This window comes from Tessaracoccus luoxuelianae (genome assembly GCF_054483915.1).
Map to the genome: position 1 here is coordinate 101,041 of NZ_CM137013.1, position 21,386 is coordinate 122,426.

A 21,386-nucleotide genomic window follows, 5' to 3' on the forward strand; every position below is an offset into this window, starting at 1 on the left:
CACCGCGCCCCAGGGGCGAACTTCTCCCACCCCTTGCGGGATCACGGAGACCAGGGCGTGCCCGGCCGGACGATGCCCGGTGGGCGACGGAGTCGTGCGCCCACCTGCTTGGCCCGATCGTCGACCATTTCGATGATCCGCGACGCCGCCTCCTCGATGGCCACCCCAGTGGTGTCGACGATGGGGCACCCCAGGCGCTTCTGGACCTTGCCGATCTCGTCGAGTTCGTCATAGATCTTGACCAGGTCCGCGTAGCCGTCCTTGGTGCCGAAGCCGCCCATGCCCCGCACGCGCTGCCCGCGGATCTTCAGCAGCCGCTCGGCGTCCATCGTCAATCCGACGATGCGCCACCGGTCCAGCTCGAAGAGTTCCTTGGGTGGCGTGATGCCGGGCACCAGCGGCACGTTGACGGCCTTGTAGCCCATGTAGCCCAGGTAGATCGACAGGGGCGTCTTCCCGGATCGCGACGGCCCCACCAGGCAGATGTCGGCCTCCCGCAGCGCTGCAGGGAGGGAGCCGTCGTCCATCCGGACGGCGAAGTCGATGGCCGCCATCCGCACGAAGTACTCGGCCTCCACCCCGGGGGGACGCATCGCCACCTGGTCCGCCTCGATGCCCGAGATGCGCTCCAGGGCGTGCATCGCGTCGGTCATCAGGTCCGCGTACGGGAGGTCGGCGTCGCGGCAGAAGTTGCGCACCAGGTCCGCCAGCTCCTCGTTGACGAGGGTGAAGAACACGGCTGCGGCAGGGGCGCTGTCGCGGACGGCCTCCAACGCGCGCAGCAGGGCCGCGGTGGTGTTGATCTTGCGATGGCGGACGATGGTGAAGTCGCGGCTCGGGAACTGGGTGATCGCCGCCCGCGCGATCCGGGCGGCCGTCTCCCCCGTCGAGTCGGCGATGATGTGGATTTCCAGCGGCTCTGCTGACATGGTCCACACTCTATGACCCCCGGACGTGGGTTCGGACCGTGGGAGGGTACGACACAACCTTCGAGACCCGCCGCACCGGTAGGCGGGCAGCGCCCTCAGGGATCGTCGAGACAGACGCCCCCGCGCCTGCGTTAAGTCTGGCCGCCGGCGCTACAGCGCCGGCGGGTGAACCGAGGACAGGCGGCTGCGAGGCGCCTGCGATCTAGAGCAGGCGTCGAGACATAAGACAGGCGGCGAGGCGACGGGGCCGCAGGGCGGCGGGTGGGGGGGCCGGGGCAGGTTGGGTGAACTGAGGACAGGCGTCGAGACACAAGACAGGCGGCGAGGCGACGGGGCCGCGAGGCGACGGGGCCGCAGGGCGGCGGGTGGTGGGGGCCGGGGCAGGTTGGGTGGGCGTTGATGACGGCGCCGCGCGCGAAGCGCCACCGCCGGCATCATGGGCGGCCCGGCCCCCCACCACACACCGCCAACCCGACCACCAGTACCCGACCACAGCACCCGACAGCAGGATGCCGCAGTCGGCGATGGGGGCGATCAGTTACACGGAGGCGAGGCGCCGTCGCATGCCTTCGGTGAACTGCTCCGCCTCCAGACCGGCGACGAGGTGCCATGTGTTGGGCGCCACCTTGACCGCGCCGGCCAGGCCGGCCCGCTGCAGCGCCTCGACGTCCACGAGGGAGTCGTCCTTGACGCCGACGCGCACGCGCGTCTCCGCGATCCACTCGACGCCGTCGACGTTCTCCTCGCCGCCCAGAGCCGCGACCCACTGACGAGCCTGGTTGACCTGGACGTCGTCGACGACGATGACGCGAGGCTCCGCGGTCGCGACCTCGGCCTCCACGTTGCCACGGCGTGCGGCCGCCTTCTGCTCAGGGGTGCGGTAGTCGGTGAAGACGACCAGCAGCATCGAGGTGAAGAACGCGGCCGCGATGGCCAGGGCGTAGAGGGCGATGTTGTCGAACGCCGGGATGGTCAGCAGGGAGGTGAACACGAACGCGCTCGTCTTCAGGCCACCGCCGAAGCCGATGATGACACCGCCGACGAGGCAGCCGGCCAGCAGGCGCGGATAGATCTTCTTGAAGCGCAGATGGATGCCGTAGAGGCTGGGCTCCGAGATCCCGCCGAGCAGGCCGGCGGCCAGGGCACCGGAGGCCGTCTGCCGCATCTGGACGTCGCGTTCCTTCCACGCCAGGTACAGCACGCCGGCGGTAGCGCCGAAGCAGGCGAAGTTCCACGCGCCCATGGGGCCCTGGATGTAGTCGAACCCGTTCTGGGAGATGTTGAGCAGCATGATGGCGTTGATCGGCCAGTGCAGGCCCAGCGGCACCATGAACGGGTAGGCCAACGGGACCACGATCGCGAAGATGAACGGCGAGAAGCCGTTGATGGACTCCAGCACCGAGGCCAGTCCGGCGCCGGCGTAGACGCCGATCGGGCCGATGAGGAAGGCCGTCAACGGCAGCATGACCAGCATGGCGAGGAACGGCACGAAGATCAGGTGCAGGTTCTCGGGGATGATCTTCTTCAACAGCTTGTACAGCGGGCCGAGCACCCCTGCCATCAGGAGCGGCGGGAACACCTGCGAGGAGTAGTTGAAGATGGTCAGCGGGACACCGAAGATGTCGACGAGCGTCACCTCGCTCCCCGCGATCATCGCCGTGTAGGCCTCGTCGATGCCACCCAGGGCGCTGAAGCCCGGCAGCATCACCAGGCCCATGATGGCGAACCCCACCCACGGGTCGGCGCCGAGCTTCTTCGAGGCGTTGTAGGCCACCATGAGCGGCAGGAACACGAACACCGACTGCCACAGCAGGTTCATGAACTGCCACGACGGCGGGAGCGTGACGCGCGGATCCGCCCAGTTCCCGATCACGCCGAGCGTGCTCATCAGCGACATGAAGGTGATGAACAGCGACGCGCCGAGCAGCGCCCCGAGGATGGGGCGGAAGCTGTCCGAGAGGAACTCGAAGAACGAGTCGATCCACGCGAACCTGCCCCGCACTCCACCGGCCCGGGCGGCGGCCTTGAGCTCCTCGTCGCTCAGTGGTGTCTGGTTCTTCAGCTCCGGCAGCTCGTTGATCTCGTTGTAGACGTTCTGGACGGCGCCACCGATGATCACCTGGAAGCGTTCGCCCGACTGGGGCACGGCGCCCATCACGCCCTTGATGGATTCGACGGCGGCCACGTCGATGCCCGAGGCGTCGCGCAGCTGGAACCGAAGACGGGTGGCGCAGTGGCTCAGCCCGACGATGTTGCCGCCCCCGCCGACGGCGGTGACGATGTCCTGTGCGGTGCTCATCTTGGGTCGCCTCTCAGCTCTCAGCCATGGGCACGAGGGCCCGGACTTCTTGCGGGGTGGAGCAGGCCACCGCGCGGGCGGCCAACTCCTGACAGGTGACCAGGTCGTAGGCGCGGACCATGGCCTTGACCGCCGGGATGGCGGGGATCGAGCAGCTGAGTTCGTCCACGCCGAGCCCGACGAGGAGGGGCACGGCCTGCGGATCCGAGGCCACGCCGCCACACACGCCCAGCCACTTCCCGTGCGCGTGCAGCGCCTGCGCTGCGCCGCCGATCAGGGTGAGGACCGCCGGGTTGCACGGATCCACCTGAGCGGCCAGCTTCGGGTGGCCGCGGTCCATGGCGAGGGTGTAGCTGGTGAGGTCGTTGGTGCCCACGCTGAAGAAGTCGCAGCCCTCCTCGGCCGCGAACTGCTTGGCCATGACCGCCACCGATGGGACCTCCATCATGATCCCCACCACCACGTCCGCGTCCGGCGCGTGGGCGGCGCGCTCCTCGTCGAAGATGGCCTTGGTCCGCCGCCAGTCCTCGATGGTGGCGATCATCGGGAACATCACGTGCAGCTTCGCGCCGGCGCCCGCCGCGTCGAGGATGGCCCGGATCTGTGTCCTGAGCACCTCCGGCTGCTCCAGCCCGACGCGCACCCCGCGGATGCCGAGGAACGGGTTCTCCTCGGCCGGGATCGGAAGGTAGGCCAGCGGCTTGTCGCCGCCCACGTCCAGCGTCCGGATGACCAGGGGCTGGCCCGGGCTGAGGGCCCGCGAGCACTGGGCGTAGATCTCTGCCTGCTCGTGCTCGGTGGGCGCGCTGGTGCGTCCCATGAACACGAACTCGCTGCGCAGCAGGCCGACCCCCTCGGCGCCCTTGGTCATGGCGCGTTCGGCGTCCTCCACGCCGCCGATGTTGGCCACCACCGCGACGCGATGTCCGTCGGTGGTGACGGCGGGCTCATCCTTGGCCGCCTCCTCGGCGGCCTTGCGGACGGCGAGCCGCTCCTGCCGCCCCCGGATCTCCTCCACCTGGTCCTCGGTGACGTTCATCCTCAGCGAGCCCGCGGTGCCGTCGAGGACCACCAGGGTGCCGTCGGCGATCTCGAGTGCCCTGCCCTCGATGCCGGCGACGGCCGGGATGTCGAGGGAGCGGGCGATGATGGCCACGTGGCTGGAGGCGCCACCGGCGGAGGTGGCGAAGCCGACGACGCGGCTGCGGTCCAGCTGGGCGGTGTCCGACGGGGTGAGGTCCTCGGCGATGAGAATGGTGTTCTCCGGCAGCTCGGCGCGCTCGGACCGCTGGCCGGTGAGCTCCTCCAGGACCCGCTGGCCCACGTCGCGGACGTCGTTGGCGCGGCCTGCGAGCACCTCGTTGCTCAGGCCCGCCAGCTGATCGGCGAAAGTGCCGAACGCGGCCCGCCACGCGAACGGCGCGGATTTGCCCTTGTCGATGGCGCTCGCCGCCAGGTCCAGCAGGTCGGGGTCTGCCAGGATCTCCTGGTGGGCGGCGAAGATCGCCGCCTTGTCCTCCGACGCCTCGTCGGCGAGCCGCTTCTCGAGGGCGGACAGGTCCAGCAGTGCCCGGTCGATGGCCGAGTTGAGCTTGCGCCGCTCCAGGTGGTGATCCTGGGCCACCTCGTCGACGTCGATGTCCTTGCGCCGCATCTGCAGCACGCGGCCGATGCCGAGGCCCGGCGACGCCGCGACACCCAGCATCAGGTCCCAGTCCCCGGACTTCGGGCCGACGGCCTGCGGCTCCACGTCGGGCTCGGGCTCGGCGACGGCCCGCCGCGCGGGAACCACTTCCTCGGCGGCTGTCAGTGGCGGGCAGTCCTCGCCCAGGCCATCACGAACGGCCTGCGCAAGCGCCGCGACGGCGTGCTCGGCGTCCGGCCCGTGGGCCGTGAACGTCACCTTCTCGGCTCGTGCAACGGCGAGACCCATCACCGAGACGATGGACTTGGCGTTGGCCGAGTCGTCGCCGCGGCGGAGCCGGATGTCCGAGCGGTACTGCTTCGCGAGAGCGGACAGGGTCGCGGCGGGGCGGGCGTGGATGCCGGTGGGGTTAGGCACCAGAATGCCGTCGGAGGCCGCGGTCCGCGACGGGCCGGCGACGTCCGGGTCGTCGGCGGTGGCAACCGCCAGGACGACGGTGGCGACCACGTCGACGCCGGCCGTGACCAGTCCGGTGGCCGCCTCGATGCTCGCCACGGCGTCCGAATTGGTGATCACCATCTGGGTGAGGAGGCTCTTGGCCTTGCGGCCCACCTCGTCGAGGTCGAACTCGATCAGCGGATCCCCGACGGCGACGCGCTGGCCCGCTTTCACCTTGGGTGAGAACCCCTCGCCGACGAGCCGCACCGTGTCCAACCCGATGTGCATGAGGATCTCGAGTCCCTCGTCGCTGCGCACGGTCACGGCGTGCGCGGACGGCTGGACGTCCATCACCTCACCCGCCACCGGGGAGACCAGGACGTTGCCGAACGGGTCGATGGAGATCCCGTCGCCCACCATCTTGCGCGCGAATACCGGGTCCGGCACCTGGTCCAGCGGCACGAGCACTCCGGTAAGCGGCGCCAGCAGCGTCACAACTGTCGGGTTCTGAACGCTCACGGGACCCCCTTCAGCGGCGCCGCCGACCCGGGGATCGGGCCTCGTCAGCGGGACCGTTCGATTGCTTCGGAGCGTATCCGCACGAGGGCTCAGATGGAGGCGAATTCTCTGATCTGCGGGGTCCGGACGGGTTTCTGCCCATCCCCCTGCCCGACGCCAGACCGGCGGTACTAGGCTGGATGGACAAGGGCACCACAGTCGTTGCCCGGCTTACCAGGAGGTGCAGTCATGGAGACCATGGAGGAGACCACCGAACCGAGAAGCGTGCGGGTGACACGCGTGGTCGCCCACCCGTTGGACAGCGTGTGGAATGTCCTCATGAAACCCCACGGAGCCGAGGCGTTGCTCGGTGAAGGAGGACAACTGGGCAGCAAGGGAGAGGATTGGCGCGCCGCAGACGGCACGTACGGCGTGACGCGCAGCTTCCATCCCAGAGAGCAGATCAGATTCTCCTGGCACGCTAGCGACGGCGCCCCGCGCACGCTCGTAGATCTGCACATGCGCTCGTCGGGAGACCGGACCGAGCTTGAACTCGTCCATGAACACCTCCCCGAGGACGTCGACGCGGCTGAGTTGGAGCGGCGCTGGCAATCGGCCCTCGAGAGGATCGACAGCGCGGCCTCGTGACACGGCAGCTGGCCCGGGAGCGATCCCGGGCCAGCTTCGTCTCTGCCCCCGGAGGGGCGCTCCCCCGCGCCCCAGGCCACCCCGAAATGTAATAACTAACCCCGCCCGATTGTCATTACTACCGGGCGTAGGATGTGCGCGACGGCATGGGCGCCGTGACCTGTTTCAAGGACATGAGCCCACACATGGAAGCTCAAACAACCCCAAGGAAGACATCGTGACGAATCCCTCGCTCGTTACCCAACCCGCCACAGGGAGGCCGCGCGGATTCGTGCGCGCGGCCCTCTACGGCGCGTTCGGGCTCCTGACCCTGACCCTGGCCGCGTGCTCGGGCGGCCCGGCTGAGCCCGCCGAAACCGGCACCCACACCTCCGAGTTCGATCTGCCACTGCCCGATCTGCACGCGGTCACCTTCTTCGGCGGGACCATCAGCGGCTGGTGGCTGCTCATGGTCGGCATGCTGATCTGCGTGGCCGGATTCGTGTTCGGGATCCTCAGCTACATCAAGCTGAAGAACCTCCCCGTCCACTCGTCCATGCGGGACGTCTCCGAGCTGATCTACGCCACCTGCAAGGCTTACCTCCTGCAGCAGGGTAAGTTCCTGATGCTGCTGTTCGCGTTCATCGGTGCCGTGATCTTCGTCTACTTCGGGTTCCTCAACACCACCGGCGGCTGGGCCCGAGTGTTCATCGTCCTTGGGTTCGCGATCATCGGCATGCTGGGTTCCTACGCCATCGCCTGGTACGGCATCCGGCTCAACACCTTCGCCAACTCCCGCACCTCCTTCGCCGCCCTTGAGGGCAAGCCGTTCAAGGTCTACGACATCCCGATGCGCTCGGGCATGAGCGTGGGCATGGTGCTGATCTCGACCGAACTCATCATGATGCTGGCCATCCTGATGTTCGTGCCGGCCGACATCGCCACCGCCTGCTTCCTCGGCTTCGCGATCGGCGAGTCCCTCGGAGCCTCGGCGCTGCGCATCGCCGGCGGCATCTTCACCAAGATCGCCGACATCGGCTCGGACCTGATGAAGATCGTGTTCAAGATCGGCGAGGACGACCCGCGTAACCCCGGCACCATCGCCGACTGCGTGGGCGACAACGCCGGAGACTCCGTCGGCCCCTCCGCGGACGGCTTCGAGACCTACGGCGTCACGGGCGTCGCGCTGATCACCTTCATCCTCCTCGGCGTCCAGGCGGACCTGCAGGCCCACTTCCTGATCTGGATCTTCTTCATCCGCGCGATCATGCTGGTGGCCTCCGCACTGTCCTACTTCGGAAACGCCATGTGGGCCAAGTCGAAGTTCGGCGACGCCGACGAGATGGAATTCGAGACCCCCCTCACCTCGCTCGTGTGGCTCACCTCGATCGTGTCCATCGTCCTGACCTTCATCATGTCCGCCATCCTGATCCCCGACGTCGGCGGCGACACCACCCTGTGGTGGAAGCTCTCCCTGATCATCTCCTTCGGCACCCTGGCCGGCGCGGTCATCCCCGAACTGGTCAAGGTCTTCACCGGGGTTCGCGCCAAGCACGTCCAGGAGGTCGTGAAGTCGGCCAAGGAAGGCGGCGCTTCGCTCGACATCCTCTCCGGCCTGGTCGCCGGCAACTTCTCGGCCTACTGGCTCGGTATCGCGATCGTGTCCCTGATGGCGGGCGCCTACGGCGTCTCCACGCTGATCACGCCCGGCGCGATGGTCGACGGCGTGGTCACCGGCGGCGTCATGCTGGTCCCCGGCGTGTTCGCGCTGGGTCTGGTGGCCTTCGGATTCCTGGGCATGGGCCCGGTCACCATCGCTGTGGACTCCTACGGCCCGGTCACCGACAACGCGCAGAGCGTCTATGAGCTGTCCCAGATCGAATCCCTCCCGGGCATCCGTGAGGAACTCGAGCGCGACTACGGCATCAAGCCCAACTTCGAACGGGCCAAGTACCTGCTCGAGGCCAACGACGGCGCCGGCAACACCTTCAAGGCCACCGCAAAGCCGGTGCTGATCGGCACCGCAGCGGTGGGCGCCACCACGATGATCTTCTCGATCATCATGGGCCTGACCTCCGGCCTGACCACCAACGTGGAGAACCTGTCGCTGCTGCACGTCCCGTTCCTGCTCGGCCTGATCACCGGCGGCGCCATCATCTACTGGTTCACCGGCGCCTCCATGCAGGCCGTCACCACCGGGGCGTTCCGCGCGGTGGAGTTCATCAAGGCCAACATCGACCTTGAGGGCACCACCAAGGCCTCCGTCGAGACCTCCCGCAAGGTGGTGGAGATCTGCACCCAGTACGCCCAGAAGGGCATGTTCAACATCTTCCTGGGGATCTTCTTCGCCACCCTCGCGTTCGCGTTCGTCGAGCCGTACTTCTTCATCGGCTACCTGATCTCGATCGCCATCTTCGGGCTCTACCAGGCCATCTTCATGGCCAACGCCGGTGGCGCCTGGGACAACGCGAAGAAGATCGTGGAGGTGGACCTGCAGGCCAAGGGCACCGAACTCCACGACGCCAGCATCGTCGGCGACACCGTCGGCGACCCGTTCAAGGACACCTCCTCGGTGGCCCTCAACCCGGTCATCAAGTTCACCACCCTGTTCGGCATGCTGGCGATCGAGCTCTCGATCATCATCGGCAACCCCGCCATCAACGCCGTCCTCGCCGTCACGTTCGGCGTGGCGAGCATCTACATGGTGTACCGCTCCTTCTACAACATGCGGATCGACGCACCCATGCTCACCTCCGCGGACTTCGCCTACCTCAAGGAAGACGCGAAGAAGGATCCGATCACCGTCGCCTGAACACAGCACTGTCCGCGCGAGGGCCGGAGGCATTCTGCCTCTGGCCCTCGTGCTGTGCCGGTGGAAGACTGAAGGTGGAGTCCAACGAAAGGGCAGCAGATGAACAGCGTCGTCCACTTCGAGATCCACGCCGAGGACGTCCCGCGGGCCGTGGCCTTCTACGTAGCAGCGTTCGGGTGGAAGACGGAGGACTGGTCCGCCTTCACCGGCTCGCCCTACATCGGGGTCACGACGCACGACGAGGGTGAGCCCGGCATCCACGGCGCCATCATGCAGCGGGAGGGTGCGAACCCCCAGCCCGGGAGTGCCGTGGCGGGCGCGGTGATCACCGTCGAGGTGGACGACTTCGACGCCGTAGCGGATCGCATCGAGGCGGCGGGAGGCATCGTCGCGATGCCGAAGTACCCGCTGACGGGCATGGCGTGGCAGGGCTACTACCTGGATACCGAGGGCAACGTGTTCGGCATTCACCAGCCCGACGAGAGCGCTGGGACGTAGGCCGCGCGCCTGTCTGGTGCGGCGCGGTCTGCTGCCTCGCGCGGGGACCCGGGTTCCGCTGCCCGGGCGGCCCGTGGCGGTGACGCCTGCCGTTCACCAGACCAAGAAGGTGGTCGGGGCCTGCGGCGGTTCTGAGGGCCGCCCGGGCAGCGGACCCCGGTTCCCCGCGGCCTTTCGCTGTGGCGTGGCCGGGTCTGGGCGCTGCTGGCCGGGGCGGCCCTTGGGCCGGGCTGGTCCCGGGCGGCATGCCAGCTGGGCGATCCTCGGGTTGGGCACCGCTGCGCAGTGCCGCCCCCGACCACCAACGCCCCTCTGAAGCTGAGGACTCTCGGCCGTCCCTACGGCCAGCCCTCCTGTGTACATGAGTACCCCGCCGTCCTGACGACCAGCCCCTAGCGCAGCGATCCGCGGAGGCGGCGGTCCCGTGTGGGAGTGATCGACGGGGCCGGCCGCGGTCGGGCGCTTCGGGGTCCGAGCGTCAGGGTCAGTTGAGCGCGACGAGGTCGCACACGAAGACCAACGTCTCGCCCGGCGCAATGACGCCGCCGGCGCCGCGGTCGCCGTAGGCCAGGTGGGACGGGATGACGAGCTGGCGACGACCGCCCACCTTCATGCCCTGGATGCCCTGGTCCCAGCCCTGAATGACCCGTCCGGCGCCGAGCGGGAACGACAGCGGCGCACCGCGGTTCCAGGAGGAGTCGAACTCCTCGCCGGAGCTGAACGCCACGCCGACGTAGTGCACGTGGGCGGTGTCGCCGGCCTTCGCCTCGGCGCCGTCGCCCTCCACGATCTCGGTGATCTGCAGGTCTGCGGGGGCCTCGCCGCCGGGGAAGTCGATTTCGGGCTTCTCATTCATGTTCGTCATGCGGCGAGCCTAACGTCCGGCCGCGGCAAGCCCAAGCCTCCTGCGCGGGCACCGTCGTGCACGACACGCCGCCTCAGACCCTGCCGGAGCCCCCCAGCGGACCCGACCCGCATCTCCGACGGCGTTTCGTGCCCGCCGGAGACGGTGACGGCGAAACGCCGATGTGCGACAGTGACCGCGTACCACCACGAAAGGACTGACGATGAGCGATCAGTACCCGCAGTATCAACCGCCCGACGGCGGAGGTTCCCAACCTCAGGGCCAACCGGATGACGCCAGACGGTTCGACGCGCCCTACGGCCAGCCGGGGCCCCCCGGGTTCACCGCCCAACCCGGCCCCCCGTCGGGCTACGGCGCCCAGCCTCCCGGCCCATCCGGCTACGGCCAGCAGGCCCCGGCGCCCGGGTCCTGGACACCCGACCCGGGCTACCACTACCAGACCCCGCCGTCCGGGCCTCCGCACGCCGGGCCTCCGCCAGGCCCGCAGCCGTGGCTGGCCCCCGGCACCGCGAGCAACGTCGGCGCCTCGGCGAAGGGGTTCCTCGCGGCCCTGTTCGACTTCAATTTCGACACCTTCATCACACCCAAGATCATCAAGGCCGTCTACATCGTCGTCACCGTGATCATCGGGTTGACCGCGGTGGGCTTCCTCCTCTCCGCGGTGCTCAGCGGCGAACCCGGCCTCATCGTCCTCGCCCTCATCGGCGTGCCCCTGGCCGCCATCGTCTACCTCGCCATGGCCCGGATGACGCTCGAGCTGTACTTCGCCGTCGTCCGGCTCTCCGAGGACGTCCACGAGCGTCTGCCGCGACAGTGAAGCCTTGAACCAGCGCCCGTCGCGGTAAGTTGGCGGGGTGAGTATCACCTGTGGACCCATCACCGCCGAGCAGCATCTCGCGTTCATCGAGCAGCGCGGTTCCGCGTCGTTCCTGCAGACTCCCGCCTGGGCAAAGGTGAAGCCGGAGTGGCGTGGGGAGTCGGTGGGATTCTTCGCCGACGGCGAACTCACGGGCGTGGCTCTGGTGCTCTACCGGCAGCTGCCCAAGCTCCCCCGCTTCCTGGCCTACCTGCCCGAGGGCCCGGTCCTGGATTGGGGCCGCCGCGACATTGCCGCCCACCTGCAGGCGCTCGTCGCCCACGCGAAGCGCAGCAAGGCGTTCGCGGTGCGGATCGGCCCGGCGCTGGTGCACCGCCGCTGGAGGGCGGACACCATCAAGGCCGCCATCGCCGACGAGGCCGTCACCCGGCTCTCGGACGTGACGCCGGACGAGACCACCCTCGTCGGCACCCGCGTGATCAACGAGCTCATCCACGGCGGCTGGCACACCGACGAGAGCGGCCACGGCTTCGCGGCCGGGCAACCCATGTTCAATTTCCAGCTCCCGTTGCGCCACGACGACGGCACGCAGAAGTCCGAGGACGAGCTCCTCAAGGGCATGAATCAGCTGTGGCGGCGCAACATCAAGAAGGCGGCCAAGGAGGGCGTCGAGGTGCGTCGCGGCACCCGCGAAGACCTCGCCGCCTTCCACCAGGCCTACCTCGAAACCGCCGCCCGCGACGGCTTTAAGGGGCGCTCTCTGGCCTACTTCCAGACCATGTGGGACGCGCTCAACGCCGAGGACGAGGACCGGATGCGCGTCTACCTCGCCGAGCACGACGGCGACCTGGTGGCCGCCACCACCTTCGTCCGCGTCGGCGAGCACTCGTGGTACTCCTACGGCGCCTCCACCAACGCCAAGCGGGAGGTCCGGGGCTCCAACGCGGTGCAGTGGCAGATGATCCGCGATGCCAACGCTGCCGGGTGCGCCGTCTACGACCTGCGGGGCATCGTCGAGGGGGTCGGCGCCGATGACCCGGAGATCGGGCTGATCCAGTTCAAGGTGGGCACCGGCGGCGAGGCAGTGGCCTACCTCGGCGAATGGGACTACCCGATCAACAAGGCGCTGTACCGGGCGTTCGACCTCTACCTGAAGAAGCGCTGACGATGACGCTCACCCTCACCATCGACCGCTCCCGATGGCAAGCGCACCAGCGCGCCATCCTGGAGGACGCGCCGGGCCTGGTTCCCGTCGCGAAGGGCAACGGCTACGGCTTCGGGCTGAGGCTGCTGGCGTCCGAGTCGGCGCGTCTGGGCGTGAAGACCATCGCGGTGGGCATCGCCCAGGAGGTGCCGGCCGTGCGCGTGGGCGGGTTCGACGGCGACATCGTCGTCCTCAGCCCCTGGCGCCCGTTCGACGACGCGGCCACCGCACTGCTGCACGACCCGAAGGTGATCACGACGGTGTCGCGGGCCGAGGATCTCCGCGCGCTGGCCTCGGCGCACCCGGGCGTGCGGGTCATCGTCGAGATCGAGACCTCGATGCACCGGCACGGACTGGATCCCCGCACCCTGACGGAGCAGGACTTCGGCCCGCTGACCTTCGAGGGCTGGACCATTCACCTTCCGGCCAATGGCTCGCTCGACGAGGCGAAGAGGCTGGCGGGCGCGGGCCTCGGGGTGCGCCGCGGCCCGGTGTGGGTCTCGCATCTGAGCGTCACCGACTATCGCGTGCTGCGCACCGCGCTGGGCGTCCGGACGCATCTGCGGGTGGGGACGCGGCTGTGGCTGGGTGACAAGCGCGCCTACGCCACCACCGCCACTGTGCTTGACGTGCACCGGATCACCTCGGGCTCTCCTTTGGGCTATCACGGAGTCAAGGCGCCGGGCAACGGATGGCTCGTCATCGTGTCGGGCGGCACCGCCCATGGGGTGGCGATGAGCGCACCCACACCGCAGCGGTCGCTGCGCCAGCGTGGCGTGACCGTCGCTCAGGGCGTGCTCGACGCGTTGGGGCGCTCACTCTCGCCGTTCACGATCGGCGGCCGGAAGCGCGCCTTCGCCGAGCCGCCGCACATGCACTCCTCCATGGTGTTCGTCCCGGGATCCGATGCCCCCGCCCAGGTGGGCGACGAGGTGCCGGTGACCACCCGGATGACGACGGTCACCGTCGACGAGATCCGCCAGGTCTGAGCCGGCCTCAGTCTGGGATGGGAGCCAGTTCGCCGGTGTTGAGCTCGCCCCCCAAGGGGTCCGGCCGGTCAGGCCTGCGCAACGGATCCCGCCCGGGGTCCACGATGTCGGTCAGCGACGACGCCAACACCCACGCCTCCACTGCGGCCCGGGCGATGATGGCGCCCCAGTACACGCCGTAGGGGCCCAGCTGACTGAGGGTGAGGCTGCCCGCCAGCCAGCCCCAGACGGCCAGGTAGTGGGCCACATGGGCCACCGTCACCGCCGCCCATTCCTGCCGAAGCGGCCGCGACACCAGTACCGCGAACATCACCCACAGCGAGGTCTGCGGTGGGAAGGACGGCCCGAGGAGGGTGGCGGCGAGGATCATCACGGCCACCAGCGATCCGACGCGTGGCCGCCGCCGCGACACGTACAGGTACGCCACCAGGACCGCGAGGAACAGGGCCAGGAACAGGAATCCGAGTGAACCGGCGTGCCTGAGCGGACGGCCCAGCAGCGACATCAGGTACCACAGTGAGCCGTAGCCGGCCTCCTTGTGGATCTCCTGGTGGTAGAAGCCGAACACCTTCCCGGCGTCGGCGAGCAGCAGGGGCAGGTGCACCGCGGCGACGGTGATCGCCGCTGGGCCAGCGAAGGTGAGGGCCTGCCGCAGCCCGCCGCGCAGCCCCGCCGCGACCGTCACTGCCAGGATGACGGCGAACGGCATGGTGCCGGCGCACGCGGCCAACCCCAGCACGATGCCCGACTCCAGAGCACGCCCGCGGGCGTACTGGGCCAGCCCGAGCGCCGTGATGGCCAGCGGAAGCAGGTCCCAGCTGATCAGGCCCACCGCGAACACGATCGGCGATCCGGCCACGAGGATGGCGTCCCACGACGGTGCCTGTCCTCGGCGGCCGAGCCGGGAGGTCGCGGCGATCAGGAGGAGGAAGCAGAAGAAGAGGCCGACGACGGTGATGCCGAAGAACGCGACGCTGGAGTCGACCTGGTCCTGCAGGGGCGCCCCGGGTCCGACGGGCGCGCCCAGGAGCGCCGCCGCCCGGACGGCCAGCAGGATGGCGACGCCGACCAGCGGAGAGAAGGCGAGCTTCTCCCCGCTGAACGGGGTGGCGCCGAGGCCGAACCCCTGGCCGAGGAACGTGCCCTGAATGTCGGAGTAACACAGCAGTGCGTAGCTGTTGATCTGGACCTCGGCGTCGGTCTGGACGCACTGGGTGTGCCGCAGGAACAGGACGAGGAACAGCACGGTGCCGACGGCGATCGCCCAGGGGAGCGCCGCGAACCAGAGCCCGCGCCCGGCGGCGTGGCGACCCATCGGTCCGCCTAGGCCGGGCAGCAGCGCGTTGTCCACGCCGGACACTCTAGTCCGGGGTCACCAGGCCGGAGGCCGGCCGCTGCGGGGCGTCAGGTGGTGGGGTTGGGCGTGGGACGTACCCCGGCCCCCACCCCTGCACCGGCCCCGGGTGCGTCCTCGGTGACGGTCTCCTCTACGGTCTCGCTGGGAGTGGGCGTCGGCTCCGGGCTCTGACCGGGTGGCGTCGGTTTTCCGCTCTGGCCAGGGGGCGTGGGCTCCTCCGTGGGTTCCTCGGTCGGCTCCTGCTCGGTCGGCTCCGGGGTGGGAGTCTCCGTGGTGGGCTCCTCAGACGGGGTGGGCGAGGGCGTTTCGGAGGGGGTCTCCGACGGCGACGGCGTGGGCGTGGGTGATGGCGACGCGCTCTCTGAGCCCTTCGTCGCCCGGATTTCGCGCGGCACGTCGAACTGCTCGACGGGCATGCCGTCGGTGGCCCGGGTCATGAACTCCACCCAGGTCATGAGGGGATAGCTGGAGCCGAAGAAGGTGGGATCCTGGGGGCGCTTGTAGTCGTCGAGATCCTCGTTGCCGGAGTCGCCTGCCACATACATGACGGCGGTGGAGATCTGCCTGGTGTATCCGACGAACCATGCCGAGGTGATGTCGTCCTCGACGCCGTTGGTGCCGGTCTTGCCCGCGACGGGGCGTCCCAGCTCGGAGGCGCGCCTGCCGGTGCCCTCCTGCACCACGGAGGTGAGGGAGTCTGTCACGTTGGCGGCCACATTCTGGTCGATGCTCTGCACGCCCTCGGGGTTGGCCTCGAGGAGCACCTCGCCGTTGCGTCCCTCAACCTTCGCCACGACGTGCGCGGGGTTGCGCCGGCCGCTGTTGGCCAGCGTGGCGTAGGCGGTTGCCATGTTGACCGGGCTCACCTCGGCGGCGCCGAGCGCGATGCGATTGTTGGCGTCCCAGCCGCGGCTGGTGGGCGCGCCGGCGTCGTTGGCGGCCGTGATCACCTGGTTGGCGCCGTCGGGGATCTGCTGAGTCATGTCGACGAAGGCGGTGTTGATGGACTCCGCCGTCGCCTCTCGGAGCGTGACCGGGCCGTACTGGTTGCTGAACTCGTTGCGGATGGTCTGGGTGTCGCCGTCGGGGGTGAACGTGTTGCCGTTGAAGATCGACTTGAGCGAGAATCCGTTGCGGAGTCCGGCGATGGTGGCGAACGTCTTGAACGTCGACGCGGCGGGGCGGTCGGTCATGGCCCAGTTCCGGGAGCTCGCCACGTAGTCCGGCCCGCCGTACATCGCGAGCACACCACCGGTGGCGGTGTCGACGGAGGCGATGGCGGCGTGCAGCTGCGCCGGGTCCTGGTCGCCTTCCGCGTCCTCCGCGGCCTGCGCTGTGTACTTCTGGGCGGTCTCCACGGCCGCGGCCTGCATGGACTCGTCGAAGGTGGTGGTGACCTTCAGCCCGCCGCCCTGAATCTCGCCCTCGGTGAAGCCGCTGGCGAGAAGCTCATCCTCCACCGCCTTGATGAGGAAGCCCTTCGGGCCGCCGTAGCGGTCGTTGACGGGTACGTCCGGGAAGGCGGGCAGCTGCGGGCGGGCGGCGACGTGCTCCGCGTCGGTGATGGCGCCCATCTCGAGCATGCCGTCGAGCACGTACTGGTAGCGACCGAGCAGTCGCTCCACCTTCTCAGGGCCACCGGACGGGTTGAAGCCGGCCGGGTTGTTGAGGATCGCGGCCAGCGCCGCCGTCTCCTCGATGGTGAGGGCGCTGGCGTCCTTGAGGAAGTAGGACTTGGCTGCCGCCTGGATGCCGTAGGCGCCGCGGCCGAAGTAGATGGTGTTCAGGTATCCCTCGAGGATCTCCTCTTTGGAGAGTTCCCGCCCCATCTTGATCGCCAGGAACAACTCCTTAACTTTGCGAGACAGGCGCTGACCGGAGTCCAGGTAGAGGATCTTGATGTACTGCTGGGTGATGGTGGAGCCACCCTGCAACTCGCCGCCGGTGGCGATGGACACCATGCTGCGCGCGATGCCTGAAGCCGAGAAGCCCGGATCCTCCCAGAAGCTGCGGTTCTCAGCCGCGACGACGGCGTCCTTCATCAGCTGCGGCATCTCCGCGTATTCCAGCGTGACCCGGTTCTGGACCGCGAGGGAGCCCAGCTGGGTGGTCCCGTCGTTGTAGTAGAGGAAGGTGGTGTTGGTCTGGAAGTCCGCGTTGGGATCCGGGAGATCCGTGGTGGCGTAGAGGTACGCGAAGGCGCCCAGTCCGGTCAGCCCCGTGATGATGAACAGCACAAGCGCCGTGAGTCCGATCCGCTTCCAGATCGTCCCCGCCGTCGTCTTCTTGGCAGCCCGCTTCGCTTTAGCCATAGAGGTTCTCTACTCGTCTCTTCTTGACACCACTTCCGTTCAAGGGTAGGTGTCGCGGCGCGGAGCGCCAAAGACGGGCGGTTGGTGAGTTGTCAGTACGGGTTGAACATGACGTAGATGATGACGTACACCCACGCACCGATGACTGCCGCCCCGATCAGGAGACCTGTCCACGTCGGCCAGCCCCGATCGCCCCGTTTGAGGGCGAGACCGGCGGTGGCCGCAGCAGCGATCCCGGTGACCGTGCCCACCATGTAGAGGCTCTGCGAGTCGAACTCTCCTGAGGCCGCCGCAGCCTCGGCCTCCGACGCGAAGTCAGGCGCGAAGGCGTAGCCGACGGCGGCGAGGATGAGGGTCAGGACGCCGAGGCCCAGCGCGGCCCACCCGAATCCGGTGGAACCGCCTTGGGAGTCGCCACCTTTGGCTGCTCGGACGATGAGGACGACGACGAGCGCCGCCACTGCCAGTCCGCCAAGAACGGCCAGCACCATCTGAGTCATGATGAATCCCTTCCATCCTCAACGGGCGCCGGGCGCCTCGTGCCGATCAGTCCGGCGAGCGCCGGTCCGAGAAGGATGCAAAGCAGGTAGACCCACGCGCCGAGCAGCACAAACACCTGTACAACCCCGGGCTGGAGTCCCAGGAGGAACTGGCTCAGCCCCACGACGGCGACCCAGACGGCGCCGCGCTTGAGGCCGTCGGCCACCCCGTCGGTCTTCAGCAGCCAGCCGAGCAGGAAGCTGAGGATCAGCATCCCGACGGAGGCGAGAAGGTACATCGCGTTGATCTGGTCGAGCAGCGCGGGCGGGGTGCTGCCGTCCTCCGGAGCCATCTCGTAGGGCATCGGGATGCCGAGCATCGGGCCGGTGAAACTCGCCGCCAACAAGACGAACTGGCCGGCAATCGCCAGGCCGAGGCCGGCCGCGACGTCGACGAAAACTCGCTTGATCATGAGGTCCTCCGACCACGAGTAGTACCTCCAACGCTACTCCTGAACACACCTCGGGCGCGGAAAGCGCAGCCAGCGGCTGGGCCCGACCGCCTAAATGTCAGAGCTGGTGTCGACTACGGCACCAGCTCTGACATTTAGCGAACCGGAAGGCAACGCGAGGGCGGGAGACGGCAGGGCGGCACTGCGACGCGAGGCGGGAACGCGAGGGCGGGAAACGGCAGGGCGGCACTGCGACGCGAGGCGGGAACGCGAGGGCGGGAACGCGAGGGCGGCACTGCGACGCGAGGTGGGAACGCGAGGTGGGAACGCGAGGCGGGAACGCGAGGGCGGGAAACGGCAGGGCGGCACTGCGCAGCGGTGCCCAACCCGACGATCACCCAACTGGCATCCCGCCCAGACAGGCTCGACCCAGGGCCGCCCTGCCGGGTCGCGCCCGAACGCGACGACGCCACGGGCAATCCAGTGCGGGGAGACGGGACACGAGGCACGGGCGGCCTCGACACCCGACCCGAGTCCAGCTGGCGTGTGCGTGCTGAGGTGGGAAGTGCGGCCGCCCGGGCCTCGTGTCCCGGCTCCGTGCACCGGTCCGGGGGGTTTCGACGCAGCAGCGGGGGGTTCGACGCAGCAGCGGGGGGTTCGACGCAGCAGCGGGGGGTTCGACGCAGCAGCGGGCGCTTCGCGCCGCGGCTGGCTCAACCAGCGACATACGGGATCAGGGGGCGGCGGGGCGGGCGCCAGGGAGGATCGGCCCGCGGATCCCCTCGGCGGCCAGCGCACGCTGCGCGCGGGCCCGCGCCTCCCGCATCGGCCCCCACTGCTTGTCGGGCCCCGTCTTGAGCAGGATCCGCAGCACCATCGTGCCCTCGCTCATCGACTCGACCCCCAGCACCGTCGGGTTCTCAAGCAGCACCTCGGACCACTCGGGCTCCTCCCCCATGGTCCCGACGGCGCCGCGCAACACGTCCTGCACCCGGTCCGGGTCCTCGTCGATCGCCACCGGGACCTCGACCAACGCCGTCGAGAACCCCTGCGACACGTTGCCCAGCGTCAGCACTTCACCGTTGCGCACGTACCAGACCGTGCCCGACGGGTCGCGCAGCTTCGTCACCCGCAAGGTCACCTCCTGGACGGTGCCGCGGAGCTCCCCCACCTGGATCAGGTCTCCCACCCCGAACTGGTCCTCGGCGAGCATGAAGATGCCGGACAGGTAGTCCTTCACCAGGGACTGCGCGCCGAAGCCGAGCGCCACGCCACCGACGCCTGCCGAGGCCAGCAGCGGCGCCATCGGCACCCCGAACGTGGCCAGGACGGTCAGCACCACCACCACGATCAGCACCACGTCTACGACGCTGCGCAGCAACGACCCAAGCGTGGTCACCCGCTGCCTCTGGCGCTCGTCGCCCAGACCGCCCGCCCTCGCGAGGATGGAGCGGGCCTTCGCCCCCAGGTCGTCGTTGCGGTCCTTCGGCTTGCTCGCCAGGGCCTTCACGGATCGTCTGATCACGTGGACCAGGACGGCCCGCAGTATCAGCGCGACCACGAGCACGACCGCGCTCAGCAGTACCTTCTCCCACACATCAGCCATGCCCCCATCATGACGCACCGCGATACCCCGCCCGCGGCGGAGACCTCCCCGCACCGCCGTCGGAGCGCGCACGACGTAGACTCAACCCTCGTGCCGGACCTGACTCAAGCGCAGACCAACGCGATGCATGAACTGCTGCGCATCGCGCCCGTGATCGACGACCTGGGCCGCCTGTACCGCGAGGAGGGGCACCAGCTGTACCTCGTCGGCGGCTCCGTCCGCGACGCGCTCCTCGGCTCCCTCGGCCACGACCTGGACTTCACCACCTCCGCCACGCCGGAGCAGACGCACGAGATTCTCAAGCGCTTCACGCCCACCACCTGGGACATCGGCAAGGAGTGGGGCACCATCGGCGCCTTGAAGCGGGCCGCGGATCAGGACTGGCAGATCGAGGTGACCACCTTCCGCGCTGATGTGTACCGCAGCGAGTCCCGCAAGCCCGAGGTGACCTTCGGGGACACCATCGACGGCGACCTCCACCGCCGCGACTTCACCGTCAACGCCATGGCCGTGGACGTGTCCACCCGCGCCTTCGTCGACCCGTACGGCGGGCTCGCGGACCTGGCGGACCAGGTGCTGCGCACGCCGTCGACGCCCGAGTCGTCGTTCTCGGACGACCCGCTGCGCATGATGCGTGCGGCCAGGTTCGCGTCCCGGCTCGGGTTCCAGGTGGCGCCCGAGGTGGTCGCTGCCATGACGGACATGGCAGAGCGCATCACGATCGTCTCGTCGGAACGCATCCAGGGCGAGCTGACCGGCCTCCTGCTGACGGACAATCCGCGGGTGGGCCTGGATCTCCTGGTGAGCACCGGCATCGCGGACCACATCCTTCCTGAGCTGCCGGCGCTGCGGCTGGAAGTCGACGAACACGCCCGCCACAAGGACGTCTACCAGCACACCCTGACCGTGCTGGACCAGGCGATCGAGCTGGAGAAGGCCCGCGGCCACGAGCCTGACATCGTCAATCGGCTCGCCGCCCTCCTCCACGACATCGGCAAGCCCGCGACCCGCCGGTTCGAGGGATCGAAGGTGACGTTCTACCACCACGACATCGTGGGGGCGAAGCAGGCGACGAAGCGGCTCAGGACGCTCAACTACCCCACGCAGGTGGTGAAGTCGGTGGCCAAGCTGATCGAGCTTCATCTCCGGTTCCACGGCTACTCCGACGGCGAGTGGACCGACGCGGCGGTGCGCCGCTACGTCCGCGACGCCGGCGACGAACTCGAGCACCTGCACATGCTGACCCGCGCGGACTGCACCACCCGCAACCGTCAGCGCGCCACGAAGCTGCGCCGCGCCTACGAGGAACTGGAGTGGCGGATCGACGAGCTGGCAGGGCAGGAGGAGCTGGCCGCGCTGCGCCCGCACCTCGACGGGACCCAGATCATGGAGATCCTGGGCATCTCACCCGGGCGCGCCGTCGGGGAGGCCTACTCGTTCCTGCTGGAGCACCGCACCGAGCACGGCCCCATCCCCCACGACGACGCCGTGGCGCTGCTCCAGCAGTGGTGGGCCGATCGCGGCGGCCAGTGACGCGAGCTTCCGCGGGGGCCCCGGCA

The 21,386-nt window shown here is 69.0% G+C and carries 16 protein-coding genes; 7 read left to right on the plus strand and 9 right to left on the minus strand.

What is annotated here, in order from left to right:
• Positions 1–41 precede the first annotated feature (41 nt).
• The 3 genes from ACX1D1_RS00430 to ptsP form a co-directional block, all read right to left on the minus strand.
• The gene (locus ACX1D1_RS00430) at positions 42–929 is read right to left on the minus strand and encodes a pyruvate, water dikinase regulatory protein (RefSeq protein WP_182781337.1); all 888 of its coding nucleotides are present in this window, start codon (positions 927–929) and stop codon (positions 42–44) included.
• 538 nt (positions 930–1,467) lie between these two features.
• The gene (locus ACX1D1_RS00435) at positions 1,468–3,228 is read right to left on the minus strand and encodes a PTS transporter subunit EIIC (protein ID WP_459055458.1); all 1,761 of its coding nucleotides are present in this window, start codon (positions 3,226–3,228) and stop codon (positions 1,468–1,470) included.
• Between the two features lie 13 nt (positions 3,229–3,241).
• Complete coding sequence (gene ptsP, locus ACX1D1_RS00440) at positions 3,242–5,830, minus strand: phosphoenolpyruvate--protein phosphotransferase (protein ID WP_459055459.1); 2,589 nt, start codon at positions 5,828–5,830, stop codon at positions 3,242–3,244.
• A gap of 228 nt (positions 5,831–6,058) precedes the next feature.
• Between ptsP and ACX1D1_RS00445 the strand changes: the two genes are divergently transcribed.
• The 3 genes from ACX1D1_RS00445 to ACX1D1_RS00455 all read left to right on the plus strand — a co-directional run bounded on the left by ACX1D1_RS00445 (position 6,059) and on the right by ACX1D1_RS00455 (position 9,746).
• A complete protein-coding gene (locus ACX1D1_RS00445; protein ID WP_459055460.1) occupies positions 6,059–6,457 on the plus strand; it encodes an SRPBCC family protein in 399 nt (132 codons plus the stop codon).
• A 271-nt stretch (positions 6,458–6,728) separates the two neighbouring features.
• Complete coding sequence (locus tag ACX1D1_RS00450; RefSeq protein WP_459056605.1) at positions 6,729–9,248, plus strand: sodium-translocating pyrophosphatase; 2,520 nt, start codon at positions 6,729–6,731, stop codon at positions 9,246–9,248.
• 99 nt (positions 9,249–9,347) lie between these two features.
• Complete coding sequence (locus ACX1D1_RS00455) at positions 9,348–9,746, plus strand: VOC family protein (protein ID WP_459055462.1); 399 nt, start codon at positions 9,348–9,350, stop codon at positions 9,744–9,746.
• 484 nt (positions 9,747–10,230) lie between these two features.
• On the opposite strand, the gene ACX1D1_RS00460 is transcribed toward ACX1D1_RS00455, so the two are convergent.
• Positions 10,231–10,602, minus strand: coding sequence for an FKBP-type peptidyl-prolyl cis-trans isomerase (locus tag ACX1D1_RS00460; protein WP_459056606.1), 372 nt, complete (start codon positions 10,600–10,602; stop codon positions 10,231–10,233).
• Between the two features lie 211 nt (positions 10,603–10,813).
• Between ACX1D1_RS00460 and ACX1D1_RS00465 the strand changes: the two genes are divergently transcribed.
• The 3 genes from ACX1D1_RS00465 to ACX1D1_RS00475 are packed head-to-tail and all read left to right on the plus strand — an operon-like array spanning position 10,814 to position 13,621.
• Positions 10,814–11,428, plus strand: coding sequence for a DUF4282 domain-containing protein (locus ACX1D1_RS00465; RefSeq protein WP_459055463.1), 615 nt, complete (start codon positions 10,814–10,816; stop codon positions 11,426–11,428).
• Between the two features lie 37 nt (positions 11,429–11,465).
• Positions 11,466–12,593 carry a lipid II:glycine glycyltransferase FemX gene (locus ACX1D1_RS00470; RefSeq protein ID WP_459055465.1) on the plus strand — a complete coding sequence of 376 codons (1,128 nt, stop codon included), beginning with the start codon at positions 11,466–11,468 and terminating at the stop codon, positions 12,591–12,593.
• 2 nt (positions 12,594–12,595) lie between these two features.
• Positions 12,596–13,621, plus strand: a complete 1,026-nt coding sequence (locus ACX1D1_RS00475) for an alanine racemase (RefSeq protein WP_459055466.1) — start codon at positions 12,596–12,598, stop codon at positions 13,619–13,621.
• A 7-nt stretch (positions 13,622–13,628) separates the two neighbouring features.
• Here the strand turns inward: ACX1D1_RS00475 and ACX1D1_RS00480 are convergent, their stop codons facing one another.
• The 5 genes from ACX1D1_RS00480 to ACX1D1_RS00500 form a co-directional block, all read right to left on the minus strand.
• A complete protein-coding gene (locus ACX1D1_RS00480) occupies positions 13,629–14,972 on the minus strand; it encodes a glycosyltransferase 87 family protein (protein WP_459055468.1) in 1,344 nt (447 codons plus the stop codon).
• 53 nt (positions 14,973–15,025) lie between these two features.
• A complete protein-coding gene (locus ACX1D1_RS00485) occupies positions 15,026–17,290 on the minus strand; it encodes a transglycosylase domain-containing protein (RefSeq protein ID WP_459055470.1) in 2,265 nt (754 codons plus the stop codon).
• 92 nt (positions 17,291–17,382) lie between these two features.
• The gene (locus tag ACX1D1_RS00490) at positions 17,383–17,790 is read right to left on the minus strand and encodes a hypothetical protein (RefSeq protein ID WP_182781326.1); all 408 of its coding nucleotides are present in this window, start codon (positions 17,788–17,790) and stop codon (positions 17,383–17,385) included.
• On the minus strand, positions 17,787–18,242 hold the full coding sequence (locus ACX1D1_RS00495) for a hypothetical protein (RefSeq protein ID WP_182781325.1): 456 nt from the start codon (positions 18,240–18,242) through the stop codon (positions 17,787–17,789). The genes ACX1D1_RS00490 and ACX1D1_RS00495 overlap by 4 nt, the downstream gene beginning before the upstream one ends.
• Positions 18,243–18,954: 712 nt before the next feature.
• Positions 18,955–19,827 carry a mechanosensitive ion channel family protein gene (locus ACX1D1_RS00500; RefSeq protein WP_182781324.1) on the minus strand — a complete coding sequence of 291 codons (873 nt, stop codon included), beginning with the start codon at positions 19,825–19,827 and terminating at the stop codon, positions 18,955–18,957.
• Positions 19,828–19,836: 9 nt separating this feature from the next.
• Here ACX1D1_RS00500 and ACX1D1_RS00505 point away from each other — a divergent pair, with 9 nt between their 5' ends.
• The gene (locus ACX1D1_RS00505) at positions 19,837–21,360 is read left to right on the plus strand and encodes a CCA tRNA nucleotidyltransferase (RefSeq protein ID WP_182781323.1); all 1,524 of its coding nucleotides are present in this window, start codon (positions 19,837–19,839) and stop codon (positions 21,358–21,360) included.
• Positions 21,361–21,386 lie beyond the last annotated feature (26 nt).

Bases quoted from the DNA above. Each gene is read 5' to 3' on its own strand.
- ACX1D1_RS00430 (WP_182781337.1), bottom strand. From the start codon at position 929: ATGTCAGCAGAGCCGCTGGAAATCCACATCATCGCCGACTCGACGGGG.
- ACX1D1_RS00435 (WP_459055458.1), bottom strand. From the start codon at position 3,228: ATGAGCACCGCACAGGACATCGTCACCGCCGTCGGCGGGGGCGGCAAC.
- ACX1D1_RS00445 (WP_459055460.1), top strand. From the start codon at position 6,059: ATGGAGACCATGGAGGAGACCACCGAACCGAGAAGCGTGCGGGTGACA.
- ACX1D1_RS00455 (WP_459055462.1), top strand. From the start codon at position 9,348: ATGAACAGCGTCGTCCACTTCGAGATCCACGCCGAGGACGTCCCGCGG.
- ACX1D1_RS00460 (WP_459056606.1), bottom strand. From the start codon at position 10,602: ATGAATGAGAAGCCCGAAATCGACTTCCCCGGCGGCGAGGCCCCCGCA.
- ACX1D1_RS00465 (WP_459055463.1), top strand. From the start codon at position 10,814: ATGAGCGATCAGTACCCGCAGTATCAACCGCCCGACGGCGGAGGTTCC.
- ACX1D1_RS00475 (WP_459055466.1), top strand. From the start codon at position 12,596: ATGACGCTCACCCTCACCATCGACCGCTCCCGATGGCAAGCGCACCAG.
- ACX1D1_RS00485 (WP_459055470.1), bottom strand. From the start codon at position 17,290: ATGGCTAAAGCGAAGCGGGCTGCCAAGAAGACGACGGCGGGGACGATC.
- ACX1D1_RS00490 (WP_182781326.1), bottom strand. From the start codon at position 17,790: ATGACTCAGATGGTGCTGGCCGTTCTTGGCGGACTGGCAGTGGCGGCG.
- ACX1D1_RS00495 (WP_182781325.1), bottom strand. From the start codon at position 18,242: ATGATCAAGCGAGTTTTCGTCGACGTCGCGGCCGGCCTCGGCCTGGCG.
- ACX1D1_RS00500 (WP_182781324.1), bottom strand. From the start codon at position 19,827: ATGGCTGATGTGTGGGAGAAGGTACTGCTGAGCGCGGTCGTGCTCGTG.
- ACX1D1_RS00505 (WP_182781323.1), top strand. From the start codon at position 19,837: ATGACGCACCGCGATACCCCGCCCGCGGCGGAGACCTCCCCGCACCGC.